General features: G+C 59.5%; 22 protein-coding genes and 1 other RNA gene. 14 read left to right on the forward strand and 9 right to left on the reverse strand.

All coding sequences use genetic code 11. From position 1 onward, the window contains the following. Positions 1 to 61: 61 nt before the first annotated feature. The 4 genes from fdhD (at position 62) to GHN92_RS01980 (ending at position 5,210) form a co-directional block, all read left to right on the forward strand. Positions 62 to 901 carry a formate dehydrogenase accessory sulfurtransferase FdhD gene (fdhD, locus tag GHN92_RS01965; protein ID WP_095020114.1) on the forward strand — a complete coding sequence of 280 codons (840 nt, stop codon included), beginning with the start codon at positions 62 to 64 and terminating at the stop codon, positions 899 to 901. Next, positions 898 to 3,246 (forward strand): FdhF/YdeP family oxidoreductase, encoded by a 2,349-nt coding sequence (locus GHN92_RS01970; RefSeq protein WP_178102582.1) that lies wholly within the window; start codon positions 898 to 900, stop codon positions 3,244 to 3,246. The genes fdhD and GHN92_RS01970 overlap by 4 nt, the downstream gene beginning before the upstream one ends. Before the next feature lie 326 nt (positions 3,247 to 3,572). Further along, positions 3,573 to 4,046 carry a glycine zipper domain-containing protein gene (locus GHN92_RS01975; protein ID WP_095000732.1) on the forward strand — a complete coding sequence of 158 codons (474 nt, stop codon included), beginning with the start codon at positions 3,573 to 3,575 and terminating at the stop codon, positions 4,044 to 4,046. A 240-nt stretch (positions 4,047 to 4,286) separates the two neighbouring features. Then, complete coding sequence (locus tag GHN92_RS01980; RefSeq protein ID WP_153379227.1) at positions 4,287 to 5,210, forward strand: hypothetical protein; 924 nt, start codon at positions 4,287 to 4,289, stop codon at positions 5,208 to 5,210. A gap of 164 nt (positions 5,211 to 5,374) precedes the next feature. Here GHN92_RS01980 and GHN92_RS01985 read toward each other — a convergent pair whose 3' ends face one another. Beyond that, complete coding sequence (locus GHN92_RS01985) at positions 5,375 to 5,839, reverse strand: Lrp/AsnC family transcriptional regulator (protein ID WP_095000730.1); 465 nt, start codon at positions 5,837 to 5,839, stop codon at positions 5,375 to 5,377. A gap of 127 nt (positions 5,840 to 5,966) precedes the next feature. Between GHN92_RS01985 and GHN92_RS01990 the strand changes: the two genes are divergently transcribed. From GHN92_RS01990 to GHN92_RS02015, 6 genes are all read left to right on the forward strand, one after another. Next, complete coding sequence (locus tag GHN92_RS01990; RefSeq protein ID WP_095000729.1) at positions 5,967 to 6,302, forward strand: hypothetical protein; 336 nt, start codon at positions 5,967 to 5,969, stop codon at positions 6,300 to 6,302. Positions 6,303 to 6,408: 106 nt separating this feature from the next. Further along, a complete protein-coding gene (locus GHN92_RS01995) occupies positions 6,409 to 8,178 on the forward strand; it encodes a GspE/PulE family protein (RefSeq protein ID WP_153379229.1) in 1,770 nt (589 codons plus the stop codon). Positions 8,179 to 8,273: 95 nt separating this feature from the next. Further along, positions 8,274 to 9,194 carry an SPFH domain-containing protein gene (locus tag GHN92_RS02000; protein WP_095000727.1) on the forward strand — a complete coding sequence of 307 codons (921 nt, stop codon included), beginning with the start codon at positions 8,274 to 8,276 and terminating at the stop codon, positions 9,192 to 9,194. Between the two features lie 3 nt (positions 9,195 to 9,197). Further along, positions 9,198 to 9,647, forward strand: coding sequence for an NfeD family protein (locus GHN92_RS02005; protein ID WP_095017786.1), 450 nt, complete (start codon positions 9,198 to 9,200; stop codon positions 9,645 to 9,647). A gap of 66 nt (positions 9,648 to 9,713) precedes the next feature. Further along, entirely contained in the window at positions 9,714 to 10,028 is a 315-nt protein-coding gene (locus tag GHN92_RS02010; RefSeq protein ID WP_095000725.1) for a DUF2388 domain-containing protein, read from the forward strand. A 271-nt stretch (positions 10,029 to 10,299) separates the two neighbouring features. Beyond that, entirely contained in the window at positions 10,300 to 11,442 is a 1,143-nt protein-coding gene (locus GHN92_RS02015; protein ID WP_095017787.1) for a DegT/DnrJ/EryC1/StrS aminotransferase family protein, read from the forward strand. 78 nt (positions 11,443 to 11,520) lie between these two features. Here the strand turns inward: GHN92_RS02015 and gcvH are convergent, their stop codons facing one another. The 8 genes from gcvH to GHN92_RS02055 form a co-directional block, all read right to left on the reverse strand. Then, entirely contained in the window at positions 11,521 to 11,904 is a 384-nt protein-coding gene (gene gcvH, locus GHN92_RS02020) for a glycine cleavage system protein GcvH (RefSeq protein ID WP_095000723.1), read from the reverse strand. A gap of 62 nt (positions 11,905 to 11,966) precedes the next feature. After that, complete coding sequence (gene gcvT / locus GHN92_RS02025; protein WP_095000722.1) at positions 11,967 to 13,049, reverse strand: glycine cleavage system aminomethyltransferase GcvT; 1,083 nt, start codon at positions 13,047 to 13,049, stop codon at positions 11,967 to 11,969. Between the two features lie 153 nt (positions 13,050 to 13,202). Continuing rightward, on the reverse strand, positions 13,203 to 14,819 hold the full coding sequence (locus GHN92_RS02030; protein WP_095000721.1) for an iron ABC transporter permease: 1,617 nt from the start codon (positions 14,817 to 14,819) through the stop codon (positions 13,203 to 13,205). 146 nt (positions 14,820 to 14,965) lie between these two features. Continuing rightward, complete coding sequence (locus tag GHN92_RS02035) at positions 14,966 to 15,967, reverse strand: extracellular solute-binding protein (protein WP_095000720.1); 1,002 nt, start codon at positions 15,965 to 15,967, stop codon at positions 14,966 to 14,968. A 94-nt stretch (positions 15,968 to 16,061) separates the two neighbouring features. Further along, positions 16,062 to 17,279 (reverse strand): 2-octaprenyl-3-methyl-6-methoxy-1,4-benzoquinol hydroxylase, encoded by a 1,218-nt coding sequence (locus tag GHN92_RS02040; RefSeq protein ID WP_178102585.1) that lies wholly within the window; start codon positions 17,277 to 17,279, stop codon positions 16,062 to 16,064. A gap of 86 nt (positions 17,280 to 17,365) precedes the next feature. After that, the gene (ubiH, locus tag GHN92_RS02045) at positions 17,366 to 18,553 is read right to left on the reverse strand and encodes a 2-octaprenyl-6-methoxyphenyl hydroxylase (RefSeq protein ID WP_095017789.1); all 1,188 of its coding nucleotides are present in this window, start codon (positions 18,551 to 18,553) and stop codon (positions 17,366 to 17,368) included. Continuing rightward, the gene (pepP, locus tag GHN92_RS02050) at positions 18,550 to 19,872 is read right to left on the reverse strand and encodes a Xaa-Pro aminopeptidase (RefSeq protein ID WP_095024221.1); all 1,323 of its coding nucleotides are present in this window, start codon (positions 19,870 to 19,872) and stop codon (positions 18,550 to 18,552) included. Before pepP ends, ubiH begins: the two co-directional genes overlap by 4 nt. Before the next feature lie 29 nt (positions 19,873 to 19,901). Continuing rightward, complete coding sequence (locus tag GHN92_RS02055) at positions 19,902 to 20,459, reverse strand: YecA family protein (protein ID WP_095017790.1); 558 nt, start codon at positions 20,457 to 20,459, stop codon at positions 19,902 to 19,904. 134 nt (positions 20,460 to 20,593) lie between these two features. Here GHN92_RS02055 and GHN92_RS02060 point away from each other — a divergent pair, with 134 nt between their 5' ends. The 4 genes from GHN92_RS02060 (at position 20,594) to GHN92_RS02075 (ending at position 22,017) form a co-directional block, all read left to right on the forward strand. Further along, on the forward strand, positions 20,594 to 20,803 hold the full coding sequence (locus GHN92_RS02060; RefSeq protein ID WP_095000715.1) for a TIGR02449 family protein: 210 nt from the start codon (positions 20,594 to 20,596) through the stop codon (positions 20,801 to 20,803). Further along, a complete protein-coding gene (locus tag GHN92_RS02065; RefSeq protein WP_095000714.1) occupies positions 20,800 to 21,117 on the forward strand; it encodes a cell division protein ZapA in 318 nt (105 codons plus the stop codon). Before GHN92_RS02060 ends, GHN92_RS02065 begins: the two co-directional genes overlap by 4 nt. A gap of 31 nt (positions 21,118 to 21,148) precedes the next feature. Further along, a non-coding RNA gene (gene ssrS / locus GHN92_RS02070) (6S RNA) lies at positions 21,149 to 21,326 on the forward strand. Positions 21,327 to 21,411: 85 nt separating this feature from the next. Beyond that, the gene (locus GHN92_RS02075) at positions 21,412 to 22,017 is read left to right on the forward strand and encodes a 5-formyltetrahydrofolate cyclo-ligase (RefSeq protein ID WP_095017791.1); all 606 of its coding nucleotides are present in this window, start codon (positions 21,412 to 21,414) and stop codon (positions 22,015 to 22,017) included. The last annotated feature ends 9 nt before the right edge of the window (positions 22,018 to 22,026 follow it).

The raw sequence follows: 22,026 nt of genomic DNA on the forward strand, positions 1-22,026 counted from the left end.
ATTAGACGCGACACTGTGTCGCGCCTAGGCTTAGAGCTCAATTGATTGTCGGTACTGCCTTATGAACGCCAAGCGCCCTCTGTGCGCGGCGCCTGCTTCTGTCACGCCCGCGCCTGCTGCCAGCCAGAGCTATGACTACGTCAACCTGGACCACAGTGGTGGTGCGCAAACTGCACTGGCCGAAGAGGTCGCCCTGGCGATTGCCTATAACGGCATCAGTCAGGCCGTGATGCTGGTCACACCCACTGACCTTGAGGACTTTATCGTCGGCTTCAGCCTGGGCAGCGGCATCATTCAAGACGCCAGCGAAATCTACGACCTCAAACTGACCGGTGCAGGGTCTGCCCAATACGCTCAGGTCGAAATCGCCAGCCGGGCGTTCTGGAACCTCAAGCAGCAACGCCGCCAACTGGCCGGCACCAGTGGGTGCGGACTGTGTGGGGTGGAAGCGGTGGAACAGGCCTTGCCCGATCTCCAGGTATTGCCCGGCGCGCCTTTGCCACCGGCGCAGTGGCTGGAAGGCCTGCGCCAGCGCATCAGCGACTTTCAACCCTTGGGCCAGCACTGCGGCGCCGTACACGCTGCAGTCTATATGGACGGCCAGGGCCAACTGCTGCTGGGTCGTGAAGACATAGGCCGGCACAACGCCCTCGATAAATTGATCGGTGCTCTGGTACGCCAGCAAATCGATCTGACGGGTGGCACAGCAATCGTCACCAGCCGTTGCAGCCTGGAACTGATTCAAAAAGTGCTGCGCGCCGGCATCCAGACCCTGATCAGCCTGTCCTCGCCCACGGGCCTGGCGCTGCAATGGGCGCGGCGGCACAACCTCAACCTTATTCATCTGCCACAAAAAAGCGCGCCCAGGGTCTACAGCCCCGCGCAGGAGAAACAACCGTGAGCACACACCATCAAGCCGACAAAACCCCGACTCCCCGCTACAAGCCCTACAAAGGCCCGGCCGGTGGCTGGGGCGCGCTGATCAGTGTGGCGCAAGCCTGGTTGACCAGCGACAACGCACTGAAAAACCTGCGCATGATGCTCAAAACCAACCAGAACGGCGGCTTCGACTGCCCGGGCTGCGCCTGGGGTGATTCGCCGGAAAGCGGCCTGGTCAAGTTTTGCGAGAACGGCGCCAAGGCAGTGAACTGGGAAGCTACCAAGCGCCGGGTCGATGCGGCGTTTTTCGCCAAGCACAGCGTCAGCGCGCTGCTGGAGCAAAGTGATTACTGGCTCGAATATCAGGGCCGCCTGACCGAGCCCATGAGCTATGACCCGGAAACCGACCGCTACGTCCCCATCAGCTGGGATGCCGCCTTCGCCTTGATCGCCAGGCACTTGCTCAACCTGGCCAGCCCCAACGAAGCCGAGTTCTACACCTCAGGCCGGGCCAGCAACGAAGCGGCGTATTTGTACCAACTGTTTGTGCGCGCGTTTGGCACCAACAACTTCCCGGATTGCTCGAACATGTGCCACGAGGCCAGCGGCGTGGCCCTGGCGCAAAGCATCGGCGTGGGTAAAGGCACCGTGACCTTTGATGATTTCGAGCACGCGGATGCGATTTTCGTATTGGGGCAAAACCCCGGCACCAACCACCCGCGCATGCTCGAACCACTGCGCGAGGCGGTCAAGCGCGGCGCCCAGGTAGTGTGCGTCAACCCGCTCAAGGAGCGCGGGCTGGAACGTTTCCAGCACCCGCAGCATCCGTTGGAAATGCTCACCAACGGCGACCGTCCGACCAACACGGCCTACCTGCGCCCGGCACTGGGCGGCGACATGGCGCTGTTGCGCGGCATGGCCAAGTTCCTCCTGCAGTGGGAGCGCGATGCCCAGGCCGCAGGCGAACCGGCCGTGTTCGATCATGCATTTTTGAATGAGCACACTGCGGGCATTCTCGATTACATCTCCAGCCTCGACGACACCTCGTGGGACCATATCGTGGAGCAATCGGGCCTGACCCTTGTTGATATCGAACGCGCCGCACGCATGTACCTCAAGGGCAAGAACGTAATCATGTGCTGGGCGATGGGCATCACCCAGCATCGTCATTCGGTGCAGACCATCCAGGAAATCGCCAACCTGATGCTGTTGCGCGGCAATATAGGCCGCCCCGGCGCCGGCCTGTGCCCGGTACGCGGCCACAGCAACGTACAGGGCGACCGCACGATGGGCATCAACGAACGTCCGCCGGTGGCCTTCCTCGATTCGTTGGAGCGTCGCTTCCAGTTCAAGGTGCCCCGTGAAAACGGCCACAACGTGGTTGAAGCCATCCACGCCATGCTTGAAGGCCGAGCCAAGGTGTTTATCGGCCTGGGCGGCAACTTCGCCCAGGCCACTCCAGACAGCCCGCGCACTGCACAGGCCCTGCGCAATTGCGCCCTGACTGTACAGATCAGCACCAAGCTCAACCGCAGCCACCTGATGCACGGCAAACAAGCGCTGATCCTGCCATGCCTGGGCCGTACCGATATCGACATTCAGGCAGAAGGCCCGCAAGCGGTGACCGTGGAAGACTCGTTCAGCATGGTCCACGCCTCCAATGGCCAGTTGCAGCCACTGTCCAGGCAGATGCGCTCGGAGCCCGCAATCATTGCCGGCATTGCTGCGGCCACACTGGGCACCCACCCGATTGACTGGAACTGGGTCGTCGCTGACTACCGACGCATTCGCGACTTGATTGCCGACACCATTCCCGATTTCAAGGACTTCAACACGCGCATCGAACACCCGGGCGGCTTCTATTTGGGCAACTCGGCCGGTGCGCGACAGTGGAACACGCCGTCCGGGCGCGCCAACTTCCGCCCCAACGCACTGCCTCAAGACCTGGTAGATGCCCGCACCCGCGCTACAGGCCGGCTGCCCGACCTGATCTTGCAGTCCATGCGCTCTCACGATCAGTACAACACCACTATCTATGGCCTCGATGACCGCTATCGCGGGGTCAAGGGCCAGCGTGATGTGCTGTTCGTCAACGAAGCCGACATCATCCGCCTGGGCTTCAAGCCGGGGCAGAAGGTCGATATCGTTTCGATCTGGGATGACCGGCACGAGCGCAGGGTGAAAAATTTCACCCTGCTGGCGTTTGATATTCCTGCCGGGCAAGCTGCGGCGTACTACCCGGAGGTTAACCCGCTGGTGCCTCTGGAAAGCACGGGCGATGGCAGCCATACGCCTACGTCCAAGTTCGTGGCGATTTGCCTGGAGGCAGCCAGCCCGTCAACGCTGATCATGCCTAAGGCCAGCTGAGCACTTTTTGTTCGTTTGTGGTGGGAGCGGGCTTGCCCGCGATGGCATCTCCGCGGTTTGACCGTCATCCCGCGGTGCCTGAATCGCGGGCAAGCCCGCTCCCACATTCAAGCAGCGCGCCTCTGAACTGCGGCCACAAAAAAGGCCGTTATCCTACGAAAACGACCTAACCGAACTAGCTAACAGACCCTCGAAAACAGATTAAGTTCCCTAGCAAAAACAACAACTTATAGAATTGTGTACAACTCGTGCTACTCGTCGGATTTCGATTGTCACCAACCGCTTGCAGCCTCAGGATCGCGCCGTCATCTCTTTGAGGCTCATCCATGAAGCTCACCTCGATTCTCTTGTTGTCCCTTGGCCTGGTCAGTGGCGTAGCCTCGGCCGGTGGCACCACCGAAGCCGGTGTAGGCGGCGCATTAGGCGGGGTTCTTGGCGCCGTTGTTGGCCAACAGCTCGGCGGCTCGACCGGTTCTGCGATTGGTGCAGGTGTGGGTGGTGCGGCAGGTAGTGCCGTAGGTGCCGACAAACGCAGCCGTGGTGAAGCCGCCATTGGCGGCGCACTGGGTGCGGCAGGCGGTAACGTGCTGGGCCGCAGTGTCGGCGGCAGCACAGGCGCACTGGTAGGCTCGGCCGCTGGCGGTGGTGCCGGTGGCGCGCTGGGCAACTATATGGGCAATAAAAGCGACAGCGACGATCGCCGCTATCGTGACCGCGATAACCGTCGCTACTACCGCGACGACCATCGCGGCCGTGGCCACGCGTATGGCCATCGCAAAAACAAGCATCGTCACGACTGATGCGTACAACGGGAGCCGAAAGGCTCCCGTTTTTTTTACCTGCGCCTGCTCCGGGCAAATTGTTTCAATGCATTACGCCCGCCTGTTTTGCCCCTGATCATGCAATCTGCATGCACCGAAAAAACCAACCATTTGCAAGCCATTGAAAGATATGGAATTACCTGCAACACAGGGTTGGCACATCCCCTGCAATTACCTGAATGAACGCTGCACTTCCTACCATTCAGGAGCACAACAACAATGATCGGGACAACTGAACACTATCCCGCAGCCCTGCAAGATTCCTCCGGTCAATCCGGTGTTTCCTGGGCCGCCATCTTTGCCGGCGCCGCCACTGCTGCCGTCCTCTCTCTGCTGCTGCTGATGCTGGGGGCGGGGCTTGGGTTTTCTGCGGTTTCTCCGTGGGCCAATGAAGGGGTGGGCGCCAAAGGCCTGGGTATTACCGCCATCGTCTGGCTGGCCGTTACCCAGATCATTGCTTCCGGCATGGGCGGTTATCTGGCCGGTCGTTTGCGGGTCAAATGGACCAACCTGCATGGCGATGAAGCCTACTTTCGCGACACCGCCCATGGTTTTCTGGCATGGGCCGTGGCCACGCTGGTAACCGCTACCCTGGTTGCAGGCTCGGTCAGCAGCGTGATCGGCAGCGGCGTTCAAGCCGGGGCCAGCGTAGCTTCAGGCGCCGCAACGGCGATCAGCAGTGCAGCCGGCAGTGCCGCAGCCAACAATGGCGACAAAGGTTCGGACTATTTTATCGACAGCCTGTTTCGCGATGACCGCGGCACCGCTGTCAGCGAAGACGCAGCCCATGGCACCGTGGCCCGCATCTTCGCCCACAGCCTGGCCAATGACGGCCAATTGAGCAGTGAAGACCGTACCTACCTGGCCCAAATCATCGCCCAGCGCACCAACCTCAGCCAACCTGAAGCCGAGCAACGGGTCGACCAGGTCTACGCCAAGGCCCATCAGACTGTTGAAGAAGCCAAGGTAAAAGCCAAGGAAGCCGCTGATACCGCTGCCAAGGTCGCCGCCTGGTCCACCTTGTGGATGTTTATCACACTGCTGATCGGCGCTTTCTTTGCCAGCCTGTGCGCCACCTTTGGCGGCCGTCGCCGGGATGCCGTGACGTATCTGACCCCCACCACCACAACCCCGCTGGTTTAACCCGGGCTATTCGTTGACTGGAGAATAAAATGCGCTCACTTCTGCTGTTTTTCCTCGGTATTCCAATTCCGATCATTATTCTGATTGCGTTGTTTGTTCACTGATAACAGTGCGCAAACCCAGCCGACGGCCTTCCTTGAGAAGGCCGTTTTGTTTTCCGGGATTCAGACCGGCAGGCAGGTGGTGGACTTGATCTCGGACAACGCCACAATCGAATTCACCTCTTGAATGCCCGGCACCATCGACAGTTTCTCAAAGAAAAACCGCTCGTAGGCTTCGATATCAGCCGTCACGATACGCAGCAGAAAATCTACCGCTCCCATCAGCACATAGCATTCCAGCACTTCGGGGAAACCGCGGATCGCGTCAGTAAACTCGGTGAAGTTTGAGCGACCGTGTGCATTGAGTTTGATCTCGGCAAAAATTTGCGTATTGAGGCCGATTTTCTTGCGATCGAGCAAGGTGACCTGGCCACGAATGATGCCCTCGTCCTTCATCTTCTGGATCCGCCGCCAGCAGGGCGATTGCGAAAGCCCCACCTTCTCCGCGATCTGCGCGCTGGACAGCGAAGCGTCCTCTTGCAGCAGCGCCAATATGCGTCGGTCGTAAGCATCCAGCTCGCTTTGCATAAAAATACCCATTAATGAATAAGCTGAGACTTGTTCGAGTCTATTTATCGTCAATTCAAAACATCTTAGATAAAAAAATTCTCCCGCGACGTGTAAATATTTCTCCAGTCTGAACAGGAGCCATTGCATGCCGCATCTTGAAGTCATTACCCACGCCCCTCGCCCCGACGTATGGGCCAGCAATGCAGCCCCTTGCCAGGTGCTTTTCCGTATCCAGGCCGAAGCCGATGCCGACGTGCTGTGCCGGGTGCTCAATCTGTTTGCCCTGCAGCAACTGATCCCGCAGCAAGTGGATGTGGTACGTGACGGGGACACCTTGAGCATTGACATCCGCAGTCACGAACAGAGCTGGCACCGTGCCCGGATCATCGGCGAAAAACTGCGCAGCCTGATCAGCGTCTTCGACATGCAGCTGCAACCCGTGCAGGCCGCCAAGGACCCGGCAATGCAAGCTTGCGGGTAATAGTTCGCAACCATTGGTGGCAGGCGGGCCAACACGGCGCAACTAGGCTTTATCAGGTACATGGCCAGACAAGGACCTGTCTGCGCCGATGCCTCAAGGAGCCGTTATGCGCATCACCCCGTCCCATGACCGGTGGCTGAACCTCAACAATCTGTTATCCGCGCTGTTGGCGCAAAACCGTATCCAGCAAAGCTGCGCCACGCAGGCAATGGTACGCAGTCGCGAAGCGTCCAGTGCCACCCTCCACCCCCTGGTATTTCTTGCGCAGCAACAATTCTGCGATCCCGATCGGGGAGGCAGGATTCTCGATCTTGAAACCCTCACTGCCTGGCTCGCCAACCATGCAGGGCAACCCTACCTGCGCCTTGATCCGCTCAAGGTCGATGTCGCCACCGTGACCGGAGCAATGTCCTTTGCCTTCGCCCAGCGGCATGGAATCATCGCGGTGGCGGCCGATGCCTCAGCCATCACAGTTGCCAACACCCAGCCCTGGGTCAGCAGTTGGGAGGCCGATTTGCGCCAGTCGCTCAAGCGCCCTATCAGACGTGTCATTGCCAACCCCCTGGAAATCCAGCGCCTCAACGTAGAGTTTTTCCAGCTGGCCAAATCGGTCACTGGGGCTGTACTCAACGATCAGAAGACCAGCCCGCCGGCCAATTTCGAACAACTGCTGACCTTGGGCGCAGGCGAGCGGGAACCGGATGCCAACGATGCTCACATCGTCAATATCGTCGACTGGCTGTTTCAGTACGCCTTTGAACAACGCGCCAGCGATGTCCACCTGGAGCCCCGCCGTGAGCAGGGTTGCGTGCGCTTTCGGATCGACGGCGTGCTGCATGATGTTTACCACTTCCCGCCACAGGTAACGATGGCCGTTGTCAGTCGCCTCAAGAGCCTGGGCCGGATGAATGTTGCCGAAAAACGCAAACCCCAGGACGGCCGGATAAAAACCCGCCTGCCCCAGGGCGCTGAAGTGGAACTGAGGCTCGCCACCCTGCCCACCGCCTTTGGCGAAAAAATGGTGATGCGTATTTTTGACCCGCAGGTCCTGCTCAAAGATTTCGACCAGTTGGGCCTCTCCCCGAACGACTTGCAACGCTGGCAGCACATGACCACCCGGCCCAACGGCATTATTTTGATTACCGGCCCCACCGGCTCGGGCAAAACCAGCACCCTGTATGCAACGCTCAAGCAACTGGCCACCCCCAAAATCAACCTGTGCACCCTCGAAGACCCCATCGAAATGATCGAGCCGGCGTTCAATCAAATGCAGGTTCAGACCAACATTGACCTGACCTTCGCCAACGGTGTGCGGGCGCTGCTGCGCCAGGACCCGGATATCATCATGCTCGGTGAGATACGTGATCTGGAAACCGCCGAAGTGGCTGTTCAGGCTGCACTCACCGGGCATCTGGTGCTCTCGACCCTGCATACCAACGACGCTCCCGGCGCCATCAGCCGCCTGCAAGAACTCGGGGTTGCCCCCTATCTGATAAAGGCCACATTGCTGGGTGTCATGGCCCAGCGACTGGTCAGAACCTTGTGCCCGGAGTGCAAGACCGAACATCCGCCGGCTCCCGACGAATGGCAGGATTTTGCCCCGGCCTGGGCCGGGGCAGCACCGGACACAATCTGCCGGGCCGTTGGTTGTGCGCAGTGCCGCGAAACCGGTTACACCGGGAGGGTCGGTGTTTACGAAGTCATGGTCATAAGCGAAAAACTCAGGGGGCTGATTGGCCGCGAAGCCGACCTCAACGCCATTCGTCGCCAGGCGGGTGCACAAGGAATGCTCAGCCTCAGGCTTGCCGCGGCCCTAAAAGTTGCAGACGGGGTGACCTCACTGCAAGAAGCACTGCGAGTCACCCCGCATGCTTGAGTTGTTTTGACTAAAATCCAGGGAGTTGGACAATTTTCTAGATCGCTACGCTTCACGCTCGTTTGTTTCTTACACCTCAAAAACAAGGAATGGTTATGCAAGTGGGTACTGTGATCCTGTTATTTGTCGCCCTGGCCATTGCCGTGCTCTTTATGGGCTTCAAGGTGGTGCCGCAAGGTTATCAATGGACGGTGGAACGCTTCGGGCGATACACCAATACCCTCAAGCCGGGCCTGAACATCATCATCCCTGTGATGGATCGTATCGGACGCAAGATCAACGTCATGGAAAGCGTGCTGGATATCCCCCCACAAGAAGTGATTACCGCCGATAACGCCACGGTACAAATCGATGCCGTGTGTTTCTTCCAGGTGGTCAACACGGCGCAAGCCGCCTATGAGGTCAACAACCTCGAGCATGCCATTCGCAACCTGCTGCAAACCAACATCCGCACCGTGCTGGGTTCCATGGAGCTGGATGCCATGCTCAGCCAGCGTGACGGCATCAACGAAAAACTGTTGCGCACCGTTGATGAAGCAACGGCACCGTGGGGCATCAAAATCACCCGTATCGAGATCAAGGACATCAGCCCGCCGGCCGACCTGATGGCCGCCATGTCCGGGCAAATGAAAGCCGAACGTATCAAGCGTGCGCAAATTCTTGAAGCTGAAGGGCTAAGGGCCGCAGCAATCCTCACCGCCGAAGGCAAAAAACAGGCACAGATCCTCGAAGCCGAAGGGGGCCGCCAGGCAGCGTTCCTCGAAGCCGAAGCCCGCGAACGCCAGGCCGAAGCCGAAGCCCGCGCCACACAAGTGGTGTCGGAAGCCATTGCCTCAGGCAACGTGCAGGCGATCAACTATTTTGTTGCACAAAAATATATCGATGCGCTGGGCAAACTGGCTTCTGCCAACAACAGCAAGGTCATCCTCATGCCGCTGGAAGCCAGCCAGGTGATCGGCGCCGTGGGAGGCATCAGCGAAATCGTCAAAGCCACCTTTGATACCAGGAAGGCCTGATACATGTGGGAGTTTCTGCAAGACCTGAACTTCTGGGACTGGCTGGCTCTTGGCACGGTGCTGCTGATTCTGGAGGTATTCGGCGCCGGTGGTTATCTGCTGTGGGTGGGCCTTGCCGCCCTGATTGTGGGCGGCTTGACGTTCCTGGCCCCGGAGCTGCCCTGGACACTGCAATTGCCGCTGTTTGGCGTGCTGGCGATCCTCACGGCGGTATTCTGGTGGCGGCGCCAACGTGGCACTGGGGAGAGTGGCGACCAGCCGAACCTGAACCGCCGCGGTCATGAGCTGATCGGCCGTACTTTTATCGTGCAACAGGCGATTGTCGAAGGGCGGGGCAAAATCAAGGTAGGGGACAGCGTATGGATGGCAGTAGGGCCTGACGCTCCGGTGGGAACATCGGTACGCGTAACCGAACAAAACGGAGCCGTGTTGAGCGTAGAAATTGTGCCGTAACGTTACGGAACTCCTGCGCACTATTGGCAATCAAATGCTATAGCTAATCTATCCGGAGTCACCGTCATGCGTCTCAAATATGCTGTTGCCGCTATCGCCTTGCTGTCCCTGCCTGTTGGTTCGGCCATGGCCGACAGCTTCTGGCGTAATGTGCTGTCTTCCGGCGCAACCACCGGGTCCACTTACCTGACCTTCAAAAAAGACCGCAAAGTCATCGCAGCTCAAGATGACGCCGGCAGTTTTGTCGCCAGTAACGGATCAATTCGTGGCCCGTACCTGGAGTCGGCCATGCAACAAGTGCGCGCCGATAACCCGAACCTGAAAGTCAGCGATATGGACCTGGCTAACGCGATTCTGGTTAAAAACGCCACGGCTGAGTAAACAGCTCCATCTGTAGATTCTCTGTTGCAGGTCAAGCCTTATTGTGGGAGCGAGCCTGCTCGCGAACGACCTTCGCGAGCAGGCTCGCTCCCACAGTTGCAGTTTTTCTGTAGCAGCTGCCGAAAGCAGCTGCTACGCAATACGGCCCTTGCTCATTCAGCCGCCATACAGAATTTTCACCAGCTGTGAGTGATCCTGCGGGTATGATCTTGAGCGCTATGCTGTTGCTCTTTGGTTACTCAAATTCACTCACATCGGACGTCATGCCTCTATGAGCTCGCTGCCTTTCCTGCCGTTTTCCAAACCCACCATTGATGAAGCCACCATTGCTGCCGTGGGCGACGTGTTGCGCTCGGGCTGGATCACCAGCGGGCCCAAGGTGCAGGCATTCGAAGCACAATTGTCCGAGTATTTTGGCGGGCGCCCGGTGCGCACTTTCAACTCCGGCACTTGCACCATGGAAATCGCTCTGCGCATTGCCGGAATCGGAGCCGGCGATGAAGTCATCACCACGCCTATTTCATGGGTCGCTACTGCCAATGTGATTATCGAAGTCGGTGCCACGCCGGTGTTTGCCGATATCGACCCGGTAACCCGCAATATCGATCTTAACAAGCTCGAAGCAGCCATTACCCCGCGCACCAAGGCCATCATTCCGGTGTACCTGTCGGGCCTGCCAGTGGACATGGACGCGCTCTACGCAATTGCCAAAAAACATAACCTGCGCGTGGTTGAAGATGCGGCCCAGGCCCTGGGCTCCAGCTGGCAAGGTGAGCGCATTGGCGCACGCGGCGATTTCGTTTCTTTCAGTTTTCAGGCCAACAAGAACATCACCTCATCCGAAGGTGGTTGCCTGGTACTGAACAATGAAGAAGAAGCGCGGCTGGCCGAAAAATACCGCCTGCAAGGCGTTACCCGTACCGGTTTCGACGGCCTGGATGTCGACGTGCTGGGTGGCAAGTTCAATATGACCGACATTGCGGCTGCGATTGGTCTGGGCCAGTTCGCCCATATCGAAACCATCACCGCCCATCGTCGGGCGCTGGCCAAGCATTACTTTGAGTGCTTCGGGTCGGATTTTGAAGCGGAATACGGCGCGCAACTGCCGGTGGCGGATTTCAACAACACCAACTGGCATCTGTTCCAGCTCGTGCTGCCTGAGCGCAAGGATGGTCAACCGGCGCGGGCGACCTTTATGAAAGAAATGCAGGCATTGGGCGTGGGCATCGGTTACCACTACCCGCCAATTCACCTGCTCAGCCTGTACCGCGCGCAGGGCTTTAAAGAAGGGATGTTCCCGGTGGCCGAACGTGTCGGGCGCCTGATCGTATCATTGCCGATGTTTACGGCGATGACCAAGGCCGATGTAGAGCGTTCGGTGGCAGCGGTGAAAGCAGTTCTGCAAAACGCCTGACCTCCCTGTGGGAGCGAGCCTGCTCGCGAAGCTTGTTCGCGAGCAGGCTCGCTCCCACAGTTGAGAATCTTTTGCTCGTTACTCGCCGATGGCAGCCTTGTAGCCGGCAGCGTCCAGCAGTTTTTCCAGCTCGGCGGTGTTGCTTGGCTTGAGCTTGAAAATCCAGCTGGTGTACGGCTCGCTGTTCAGCGACTCAGGGCTGTCAGCCAGCGCTTCATTGACGGCAATCACTTCGCCCGACACCGGCGAGTAGATGTCGGAAGCGGCTTTTACCGACTCCACAACACCCGCGGTATCGCCAGCAGCGAACACTTTGCCAACTTCAGCCAGCTCAACAAACACCACATCCCCCAAGGCTTCCTGAGCGTGATCGCTGATGCCTACGGTTACCGTGCCATCTGCTTCCAGACGGGCCCACTCGTGACTTTCAGCAAAGCGCAACTCGGCAGGGATCAGGCTCATATTCAGTGTCCTCAAGTATAAATGTCAGCGGCATGCACTCTGTGCACGCCCGCCAGTAAACGTTAGATCAAGGCTTTGCCAAGACGAACAAAAGTCGGTTTGACTACGCGAACCGGGTACCACTTGCCACGAATCTCAACCTCGGCACGGTCAGCCGTTGCCATCGGAACTCGCGCCAGAGCGATCGATTTGCTTAGCGTGGGAGAGAAACTACCACTGGTGATCTCTCCTTCGCCAACATTGGCGATGCGAACCACCTGATGGGCGCGCAAAACACCCCGCTCTTCAAGCACCAAACCCACCAGTTTGAGCTGCACGCCACCGGCCTTTTCGGCCTCCAGCGCTTCGCGCCCCACGAACTTGCGTGAAGCAGGCTCCCAGGCAATGGTCCAGGCCATATTGGCGCAAAGGGGGGACACCGACAGGTGGATATCCTGCCCGTAGAGGTTCATGCCGGCTTCCAGGCGCAAGGTGTCGCGGGCGCCAAGGCCGATCGGTGAAATACCGGCGCCGACCAGATCGTTGAAAAAAGCCGGGGCCTGATCGGCCGGGAGCACGATTTCAAGGCCGTCTTCGCCGGTGTAGCCGGTGCGGGCAATAAACCAGTCGCCACAGCTCTGCCCTTCAAAGGGCTTGAGCTGCTGGATCAGTTGGGCACGGGCCTGGCTCACCAGTTCGGCGACCTTATGTCGCGCCTGTGGCCCCTGAATGGCCAGCAGGGCCAACTCTGGACGCTCCTGCAGTTGCACGTCATAGCCCTTAAGCTGAGCCTGCATCCAGGCCAGATCCTGATCGCGGGTGGCGGCGTTGACGATCAGCCGATAACCGCCAGGCATCAGGTAGACGATCATGTCGTCGACCACGCCGCCCTGCTCGTTGAGCATGGCGCTGTACAAGGCGCGACCGGGGGTGTTCAGTCGTTCGACATCGTTGGCCAGCAAATACTGCAACCATTGCTTGGCCTGAAGCCCGGTGATGTCGATCACGGTCATATGCGAGACATCAAAAACCCCACAGTCGCGGCGCACCTCATGGTGCTCCTCAACCTGCGAGCCGTAATGCAAGGGCATATCCCAACCGCCAAAATCGACCATCTTCGCGCCTAGGGCGAGATGCAGGTCATACAGAGGCGTACGCTGTCCCATGGGTTTCTCCTTCCGGGCTTGGCGAAGGTGCGGACAGGCTGCGGAGCATTTCAAGCCAAACAAGCGGCTTTTTTACATCACGCAGAAACCTGGCCTGACAGACAGACCGCACCGAATGCCGCGCATTGTAGCCGCATGCAGGAGGACTGACACCTAACCGATGCGATGGGCCGAGCGTCGAATCAAACCGATGACCGGTAACAAACCGACCAGTACCAGGGTCAAGGCCGGCAGCGAAGCCCGCGCCCACTCACCCTCGCTGGTCATCTCGAAGATGCGTACGGCCAGCGTATCCCAGCCAAACGGGCGCATCAGCAAGGTCGCCGGCATCTCCTTGAGCACATCAACAAAGACCAGCAGCGCAGCGCTCAAGGTGCCCGGCAGCAGTAATGGCAGATACACCTTGAAAAACAGTCGCGGGCCACTGACGCCCAAACTGCGGGCGGCTTCAGGCAACGAGGGACGAATCCGCGCCAGGCTGTTTTCCAGCGGCCCATAGGCCACGGCAATAAATCGCACCAGATACGCCAGCAACAGGGCCGACAGGCTGCCCAGCAGCAACGGTTTGCCCGCACCGCCCAGCCACCCCGAAACAGGGATCACCAGTTCGCGGTCCAGATAACTGAACGCCAGCATGATCGACACCGCCAGCACCGAACCCGGCAAGGCATAGCCCAGGTTCGCCAGGCTGACCCCGGCACGGATAGCCGGGGTTGGCGCCTGGCGTCGGGCAAAGGCCAGCACCAGCGCCACGCTGACGGTAATCAGCGCCGCCATTGCCCCCAGATACAGGGTATGCACGATCAAACCGACATAACGCTCGTCCAGATCAAAGCGCCCGCGCTGCCAGAACCACACCACCAGTTGCAACATCGGGATCACGAATGCACAGGCAAACACCAGCAGACACCAGCCACTGGCCAGCCATGCCTTGGGCCCGCTCAGGTGGTAAAGGGCAGTGACCCGTGGTCGCTCGTTGCTGGCACGGCTGGCCCCCCTGGCGCGGCGCTCGCCGTAGAGCACCAGCATGACCACCAGCAACAGCAAACTGGCCAGTTGTGCTGCCGTCGACAGACTGAAAAAACCGTACCAGGTCTTGTAAATAGCCGTGGTGAAGGTGTCGAAGTTGAACACCGACACAGCACCGAAATCAGCCAGGGTTTCCATCAAGGCCAGCGCTACGCCGGCACCAATTGCCGGGCGCGCCATCGGCAATGCCACGCGCCAGAATGCCTGCCACGGGCTTTGCCCCAGCACCCGTGCCGCTTCCATCAGGCCTTTGCCCTGGGCCAGAAACGCCGTGCGCGCCAGCAGGTAGACATAGGGGTAGAACACCAGAATCAGCACGGTGATCACCCCCCCGGTTGAGCGCACCCGAGGCAGCCGCAAGCCCATGCCGAACCACTCGCGCAGCAGGGTCTGTATGGGCCCGGCGAAGTCCAGCAAGCCCACAAACACAAACGCCAGCACATAGGCGGGAATCGCAAACGGCAGCATCAACGCCCAGTCCAGCCAGCGCCTGCCAGGGAACTCACAGAGGCTGGTCAACCAGGCCAGGCTTACGCCCAACAGCGTGACGCCGATGCCCACACCGACGATCAGTGTAAGGGTGTTGCCCAGCAGGCGCGGCATCTGCGTGTCCCACAAGTGGCTCCAGATCTGGGCATCAATGCTTTGCCAGGACAGCAGCAACACGCTCAGCGGCAGCAGCACCAGGGCAGCAATGACAAAAACCAGCGGGTACCAGCGACGTTGGGCAGGATGGGCCACGAAAAACTCTCGGAGGTGGATGGGACGACGTGAAAACAAATGTGGGAGCGGGCTTGCTCGCGATGCAAACACCGCAGTTTCCAATGAAACCCCGGCGATGCTATCGCGAGCAAGCCCGCTCCCACAGGTATTACTTCAGATTTTGATCAGTTCCAGCCAGCACGGTCCATCATGCGGATCGCTTCAGCCTGGCGCTTGCCTGCCACTTCAACCGGCAGTGCATCGGCCTTGAAGCTACCCCAGCTCGCCACTTCCGCCGAAGGTGGAACGCTTGGGTTGGCCGGAAATTCCTGGTTTACGCCAGCGAAAATCGATTGGGCTTCAGGGGTGGTCATCCACTCCACCAATGCCTTGGCCGCTTCAGGATGCGGCGCGTACTTGGTCAGGCCAATACCCGACAAGTTGACGTGAACGCCACGATCCGCCTGGTTGGGCCAGAACAGTTTCACCGCCAGATCGGGCTTCTGCTTGTGCAGGCGACCGTAGTAGTAAGTGTTGACGATGCCCACGTCACATTGCCCGGCGTTGATGGCTTCGAGCACGGCGATGTCATCCGAGAACACGTCTGTGGACAGGTTGTTGACCCAGCCCTTGAGGATTTCTTCGGTTTTCTCGGCGCCATTCACTTCGATCATGGTGGCGGTCAGCGACTGGTTGTAAACCTTCTTGGCAGTGCGCAGACACAAGCGACCTTCCCAGTTCTTGTCGGCCAAAGCCTCATAGGTCGACAGTTCTTCTGGTTTAACCCGGTCCGTCGAATAGGCGATAGTCCGTGCGCGCAGGCTCAGACCAGTCCACTCGTGAGAAGAAGAGCGATATTGCGGCGGGATATTTTTGTCGATCACCTCGGAGGTGAACGGTTGCAGGATGCCCATTTGTTCAGCTTGCCAAAGGTTACCGGCATCCACGGTTAGCAACAGATCGGCGGTGGCGTTTTGCCCCTCGGCCTTGATGCGCTGCATCAGCGGCGCTTCCTTGTCGGTGATGAACTTGACCTTGACCCCGGTTTTCGCGGTGTAGGCATCAAATACCGGTTTGATCAGTTCGTCGATACGCGAGGAGTAAACCACCACCTCATCGGCAGCAGAAACACCGCTCGCAAAAACGGTCAGGGCCAGGGCAGTCAGTAGACGCTTGCGTGCCAACATGAGGGGCGGTCTCTCTTAATGCGAATCGGGCGTAAATGGTAGTGAATCACATTTGCCATCTCAACCTAACTCGCCCCGGAGGAGTTACCAGATGTTACGGCCTGGCCAACGGCGGCAGGTCGCCACTCAGGCCCAGTGCCTGACGCACAAACAAGGCCTTGGCCTCGGGCATTTTATCCACCCATTTCAAACCGGTGTTGCGCAACAGGCGGGCGGTCAGGGAGTCGGCCTGGAACAAGCGTTCAAAGCCCTCCATCGCCGCCATCAGCGCCAGGTTGTGGGGCATGCGCCGCCGCTCGAAACGGCTCAGCACACGCACATCCGCCAAACGTTCGCCACGGTCCACCGCGTGCATCAGCACATCGGCCAGCACCGCTGCATCCAGGAAGCCCAGGTTCACGCCCTGCCCGGCCAGCGGGTGGATGGTGTGCGCCGCATCACCGATCAACGCCAGGCCTTCGGCGACATAGCGTTTGGCATGGCGCTGGCGCAGTGGCACGCATACCCGTGGATCGGCACTCAGTACACTGCCAAGACGACCTTCAAAAGCCAGCTCCAGCTCACGACTGAATGCTGCGTCATCCAGCGTCATCAGGTATTGGGCTTGTTCGGGGGTGGTCGACCAGACAATCGAGCACCAGTCCTGCTGCCCGTCACGCTCGAGCGGCAAGAATGCCAGCGGCCCCTGGTCGGTAAAACGCTGCCAGGCGGTCTGCTGGTGCGGTTCTGCACACCGTACGCTGGTGACGATAGCGTGGTGCTGGTAATCCCACTCACGGGTTTCACAGCCGGTGAGGCGACGTACGGCCGAGTTGGCGCCATCAGCGGCAATCACCAGCGGCGCCCGCAAGGTGCGGCCATCGGCCAGGGTCAGCAGCCAGTCGTCGCCGGAACGGCGCATCTGCTCCAGGCGTGCATTGGCCAGCATTTCAATACAACTGCCCTGCAGGCACTCCAGCAGTGCGTCCTGCACCACACGGTTCTCGACGATATGGCCCAGCACGTCCGCATGCACGCTGGCTGCCGAAAAGTGGATCTGCCCGGTGCCGCTGCCATCCCACACGTGCATATGCGAGTACGGGCTGGCACGGCGGTGGATGATGCCGTCCCAGGCGCCCAGACGCTGCAAAATGCGCTGGCTGGCCGCCGACAGGGCACTGACCCGAGGCTCGAACGGCGCTTCGCTGGCAAACGGCTTGACGCTCAGCGGGCTACCATCGAGCAGCAGGATTTTCAGCCCGCTGTCCTTGAGCGCCAGCGCCAGTGCGCTTCCGACCATTCCGGCCCCAACAATCAGCAGATCTGCGCGCATTTCCATGCTTTAAGCCTGTCTCGCTAGCGGCGTACGCCGCACCTGAAAAAATGGATCGACACGGGGCAAGCTCGCCCCGGTCGTCATCAACTGTCTGCGCGGGTGCCCAGGCCCATTGCCTGACGGGCAAACCAGCGCTTGGCCGGTGGCAACAGGTCAAGGCCTAGAAGGCCCAGGTTGCGACCAAAGGACACCAGTGGCTGCTCACTGCCAAACACCCGCGTCACCTTGTCGGAGAAGCCGATGGTCAGTTGCTGGTCGAGTTGCTGCGCCTGTTGATAACTCAGCAGGGTGGCGAAATCCCCGGGTTGCTTGTCACTGCCCAACAAGGCATCGGCCAGCGCCCGGGCATCGCGCAGGGACAGGTTGAAACCCTGTCCGGCAATCGGGTGCAGGCTGTGGGCTGCATTGCCCAGCACCGCCAGATGAGGACGTACCTGCTCCTGCGCTTCAATCAGCGTCAAAGGATACAGGTGCCGCGCCCCCACTTGTTTGAGGGTGCCCAGACGATAGCCAAATACGCCCTGCAACTCGCTGAGAAAGCTGCGCTCATCCAGGGCTGCCAGACGCTGCGCGTCCATCCCCAAACGCGTCCACACCAGCGCGCAGCGGTTGTCAGGCAATGGCAGCAGAGCCATCGGGCCTTCTTCGGTAAAACGTTCGAACGCCATGCCAGCATGGGGCTGGCTCGGCGTGATATTGGCTATCAGCGCGCTCTGGTTGTAGGGCTGCTGACGCACATGGATGCCCAGTTTCTCGCGCAAGCCCGAACGCCCACCATCAGCCAGGACGGCGAGATCGCAGTCCAGCGTGGTTTCGTCGTTGAGGGTCAGGCGATAGCCATCATCCAGCGGTTGCATGTGGATAACTTCAGCCGGGCAACGCCAGCTGATCACGTCCGGGTCCAGGCTTTTCCACAGGCACTGGCCCAGCCAGGCGTTTTCGACCACATACCCCAGCGCCGGAACGCCTTCTTCACTGGCCGACAAGCGAGCCGTCGAGAAGCGCCCGCGATCGGATACATGAATATCCTTGATCGGCTCACCGCGTTCAGCAATAGCCTGCCACAGGCCCAAGTGTTCATAGATCAGCCGGGCACCATAGCTGAGCGCCGAAGAGCGGGCATCGTAGCTTGGCTGATAGGCGTTGCCGGGGGCGAACGGCTCGATCAATACGATTTTCCAGCCACGGGCCCTGGCCCCGGCCTGCAACGCCAGCGCCAGGCTCGCCCCCACCAGACCGCCACCGATGATGGCCAGATTGACGCGGCTCATGCCGCGCCTGCCATCAACGCTTCGATCTCGGCGACAGTTTTTGGCACGTCGCCCGTCAGGATTTCACAGCCATGTTTGGTGACCACTACGTCGTCCTCGATTCGCACGCCGATGCCGCGCCATTTTTTCGCGACATCGAGGTTGCCGGGGCTGATATAGATACCCGGCTCGACGGTCAGGGTCATGCCCGCCTCCAGCACGCGCCACTCACCCTCGACCTTGTATTCACCCACGTCATGCACATCGAGCCCAAGCCAGTGGCCAGCACGGTGCATGTAAAACGGCTTGTAGGCCTCGCTGGCGATCAGTTCGTCAACGTCACCCTGCAATAGCCCCAACTCCACCAGCCCGGCGGTAATTACCCGGACTGTGGCTTCATGGGCCTGATTCCAGTGTTTATCAGGGGCAATTTCGGTAAATGCCGCCTCTTGTGCAGCCAGAACCAGCTCGTAGATCGCTTTCTGTTCCGCTGAAAAACGGCCGTTGACGGGGAACGTACGGCTTATATCGCTGGCGTAGCAGTCGATCTCGCAGCCAGCATCAATCAACACCAGATCGCCGCTTTTGAGCAGTGCATCATTCTCCTGGTAATGCAGGATGCAGCTGTTATCGCCAGAGGCGACGATCGAGCCATAGGCTGGCATTTTTGCCCCGCTTTTACGAAATTCGTAATCCAGCTCTGCCTCCAGGCTGTACTCATGCAAACCGGCGCGGCTGGCCTGCATTGCACGCACATGGGCGCGAGCCGAAATTTGCGCCGCATGGCGCATGACCTTGAGCTCTGCCGCCGATTTATACAGGCGCATGTCATGCAGCAGATGATCCAGAGCAACGAATTCGTTGGGCGGCTGGGCACCGAGGCTGGCCTTGGAGCGGATCGCGTTGATCCACTCCATCAGATTGCGATCGAATTCGGGATTGCCGCCCATCGCCGAATACACCCTGTCGCGGCCTTCGATCAGCCCCGGCAGGATGTCGTCGATATCGGTGATCGGGAACGCGTCGTCAGCACCGAAGTCGCGAATTGCGCCTTCCTGCCCGGCCCGCAGGCCGTCCCACAATTCACGCTCGGCGTTGCGCTCGCGACAAAACAGCACGTACTCGCCATGTGCCCGGCCCGGAATCAGGACGATCACGGCCGCAGGCTCGGGAAAGCCGCTCAGGTACTGGAAATTGCTGTCCTGGCGGTAAACATGTTCGACATCGCGATTGCGAATGGCCACCGCCGCAGCGGGCAGGATCGCAATGCTGTTGGGCTCCATCTGCGCCATGAGTGCCTTGCGGCGACGTGCGTATTCCGATTTCGGGATATGGATCATGGGCAGACGGTTTCCCTCTTGTCGATCAATCAGTGCAGCGAAGGCTTGGCTGGCGCGGCGTCAGCAGTTTTTTTGGTTTCGGTGAACAGCAACAGCGGCGCGACGCGCAGGTATTCCATCACTTCCATATAGTCGCTTTCGCCGTCTTCAGACTCTTCCAGGGCATCTTGCACCTGAGCGATGGCGGCCAGGTCGCGCAGCACTTCGTTGGCTTCATCGCTCAGCGAATAGGCGCGGCGGGTCAGGCCGAAACCGGACAGGAAACCCTGGCACCACTGGCCCAGGGCAGCAGCGCGCTCGGTCAATGGTGCGTCGTCGGTCGGCAGCAACAGCACGACGGTCATGTCGTCACTGGTCAGCTCACCCTTGACCATCTCTTGCAATCCGATCAAGGCATTGCGTACGTTGTCTTGTGGCTCACCAGCCAACAGTTCGGCAGCTTCGACCAGCCAGGCGTCGGCATCGAAACCGGCACCGGCACAGCTGCGACCCAGCAGGTGGCCATGCAGTTCGGCAGGCGAGACGGAGTGGCCGTTGGCGGTCAGCAGGGTTACAAAGGCTTGATACGGGGAATTCTGAATAGGCATGGTCAGCTAGGCGCCAAGCGGCGCTATGTCTAGAATGGAGGGCTTGTATCCTAGCATCGGCAGCCGTGCCAGACCATCGAGGCGTCAACTCGTTTGACAGTCACCGCCCATCAGAAAATACACAGTAGGACACAATGGAAGACACCGACCTGCATGCACTGATGGCTAGACTCGAGTTGCTGATTAGCCGAGTCGAGCAACTTAACCGTCAAAACGCACTCTTAACTGCTCAGGAAAAGACTTGGCGCGAGGAACGCGCGCACCTCATTGAAAAAAACGAAATCGCCAGAAACAAGGTGGAATCGATGATTTCGCGCCTCAAAGCCCTGGAGCAAGACTCATGAGTTCAAGCAGTAGCGTCACCGTGCACATCCTCGATAAAGAGTATTCGATCATGTGCCCCCAGGAAGAACGCAGCAACCTGGTGAGCGCCGCCCGCTACCTGGACGGCAAAATGCGCGAAATTCGCAGCAGCGGCAAAGTCATTGGCGCCGACCGTATCGCCGTAATGGCTGCACTGAATATTACCCATGATCTGCTGCACAAGCAGGAAGTCGCCGAAGTTCAGACCAGCAGCACTACCCGAGAACAGGTACGCGACCTGCTCGATCGCGTTGATCTGGTGCTGGCCACTGATCCGAACGAACGCCAAAGCTGATTCAAATCGTTACTTTGGGGTATACTCGCGCCACTCCCTGGAGTATTCGCCAGTTAGCGATGTCCCTGAGCCGATTCGCACTACCCTGGAGCTTGCACGTTGGGCCGGTGTGCATGTCCGCTAGACGGAAAGCCTTAAGGTCTACTGCAACTTCCACCTTGAACTTTCGGGTTCAAGGGCCAAGCCGACAGCGGTACGTCGGGGAGCCTGATTTCCTAGCGCAATGCCAGCCAACTGCTGGCATTGGCTTGCACGAGCCACCACCCGGTGTCTCGATCCTGAACAGCACGCCATATGAACGAACCTGCGCCGCCTTCCCGCCCGCAACTTCGCCGAATCCTGCGCAAAGCCCGCCGCGACCTGTCGCCCTGCGAGCAACGCCAGGCAGCCCGTGGCCTGTACCGGCAACTGGCGCAACACCCGCTGTTTCGCCGCGCCAAACACATTTCGCTGTACCTGCCCACTGACGGTGAAATCGATCCGCGCCTGCTGCTGCGCGAAGCTCAGCGTCGGGGCAAAATCACCTACCTGCCGGTTCTCAGTGCCTGGCCGAAAACTAAAATGGTCTTTCAGCGGGTCGCCCCCGGCGAAAAGCTGATCCCCAACCGTTTCCGCATTCTTGAACCCCGCATCAACCGCGCACGCCAACGCAAGGTCTGGGCGCTGGACCTGGTGCTGCTACCACTGGTGGGGTTTGATGCGACGGGGGGACGGCTGGGCATGGGCGGCGGTTTTTATGACCGCAGTCTGGCCTATCAGGCAAGACGCCAAAGCTGGCGCAAGCCGACACTGTTGGGGCTGGCCCACGAATGTCAGAAAGTGGCGTGCCTGGACCAGGCCAGTTGGGATGTCCCTTTGCAGGGCACAGTCTCGGACAGGCAGTGGTACGTCGCCCACTGACAATCAAGG

Source organism: Pseudomonas sp. FSL R10-2964, from assembly GCF_009600035.1.
Taxonomy (GTDB): Bacteria; Pseudomonadota; Gammaproteobacteria; order Pseudomonadales; family Pseudomonadaceae; genus Aquipseudomonas; species Aquipseudomonas bubulae.

Coding starts and splice junctions, on each gene's coding strand:
- GHN92_RS02055 (WP_095017790.1), bottom strand. CDS start 20,459: ATGCCTATTCAGAATTCCCCGTATCAAGCCTTTGTAACCCTGCTGACC.
- GHN92_RS01980 (WP_153379227.1), top strand. CDS start 4,287: ATGATCGGGACAACTGAACACTATCCCGCAGCCCTGCAAGATTCCTCC.
- GHN92_RS02000 (WP_095000727.1), top strand. CDS start 8,274: ATGCAAGTGGGTACTGTGATCCTGTTATTTGTCGCCCTGGCCATTGCC.
- gcvH (WP_095000723.1), bottom strand. CDS start 11,904: ATGAGCCTGATCCCTGCCGAGTTGCGCTTTGCTGAAAGTCACGAGTGG.
- GHN92_RS01985 (WP_095000730.1), bottom strand. CDS start 5,839: ATGCAAAGCGAGCTGGATGCTTACGACCGACGCATATTGGCGCTGCTG.
- pepP (WP_095024221.1), bottom strand. CDS start 19,872: ATGATCCATATCCCGAAATCGGAATACGCACGTCGCCGCAAGGCACTC.
- GHN92_RS02035 (WP_095000720.1), bottom strand. CDS start 15,967: ATGTTGGCACGCAAGCGTCTACTGACTGCCCTGGCCCTGACCGTTTTT.
- GHN92_RS02060 (WP_095000715.1), top strand. CDS start 20,594: ATGGAAGACACCGACCTGCATGCACTGATGGCTAGACTCGAGTTGCTG.
- gcvT (WP_095000722.1), bottom strand. CDS start 13,049: ATGGGACAGCGTACGCCTCTGTATGACCTGCATCTCGCCCTAGGCGCG.
- GHN92_RS01990 (WP_095000729.1), top strand. CDS start 5,967: ATGCCGCATCTTGAAGTCATTACCCACGCCCCTCGCCCCGACGTATGG.
- GHN92_RS02005 (WP_095017786.1), top strand. CDS start 9,198: ATGTGGGAGTTTCTGCAAGACCTGAACTTCTGGGACTGGCTGGCTCTT.
- GHN92_RS02065 (WP_095000714.1), top strand. CDS start 20,800: ATGAGTTCAAGCAGTAGCGTCACCGTGCACATCCTCGATAAAGAGTAT.
- GHN92_RS02010 (WP_095000725.1), top strand. CDS start 9,714: ATGCGTCTCAAATATGCTGTTGCCGCTATCGCCTTGCTGTCCCTGCCT.
- ubiH (WP_095017789.1), bottom strand. CDS start 18,553: ATGAGCCGCGTCAATCTGGCCATCATCGGTGGCGGTCTGGTGGGGGCG.
- fdhD (WP_095020114.1), top strand. CDS start 62: ATGAACGCCAAGCGCCCTCTGTGCGCGGCGCCTGCTTCTGTCACGCCC.
- GHN92_RS01995 (WP_153379229.1), top strand. CDS start 6,409: ATGCGCATCACCCCGTCCCATGACCGGTGGCTGAACCTCAACAATCTG.
- GHN92_RS02075 (WP_095017791.1), top strand. CDS start 21,412: ATGAACGAACCTGCGCCGCCTTCCCGCCCGCAACTTCGCCGAATCCTG.
- GHN92_RS01975 (WP_095000732.1), top strand. CDS start 3,573: ATGAAGCTCACCTCGATTCTCTTGTTGTCCCTTGGCCTGGTCAGTGGC.
- GHN92_RS02015 (WP_095017787.1), top strand. CDS start 10,300: ATGAGCTCGCTGCCTTTCCTGCCGTTTTCCAAACCCACCATTGATGAA.
- GHN92_RS02040 (WP_178102585.1), bottom strand. CDS start 17,279: ATGCGCGCAGATCTGCTGATTGTTGGGGCCGGAATGGTCGGAAGCGCA.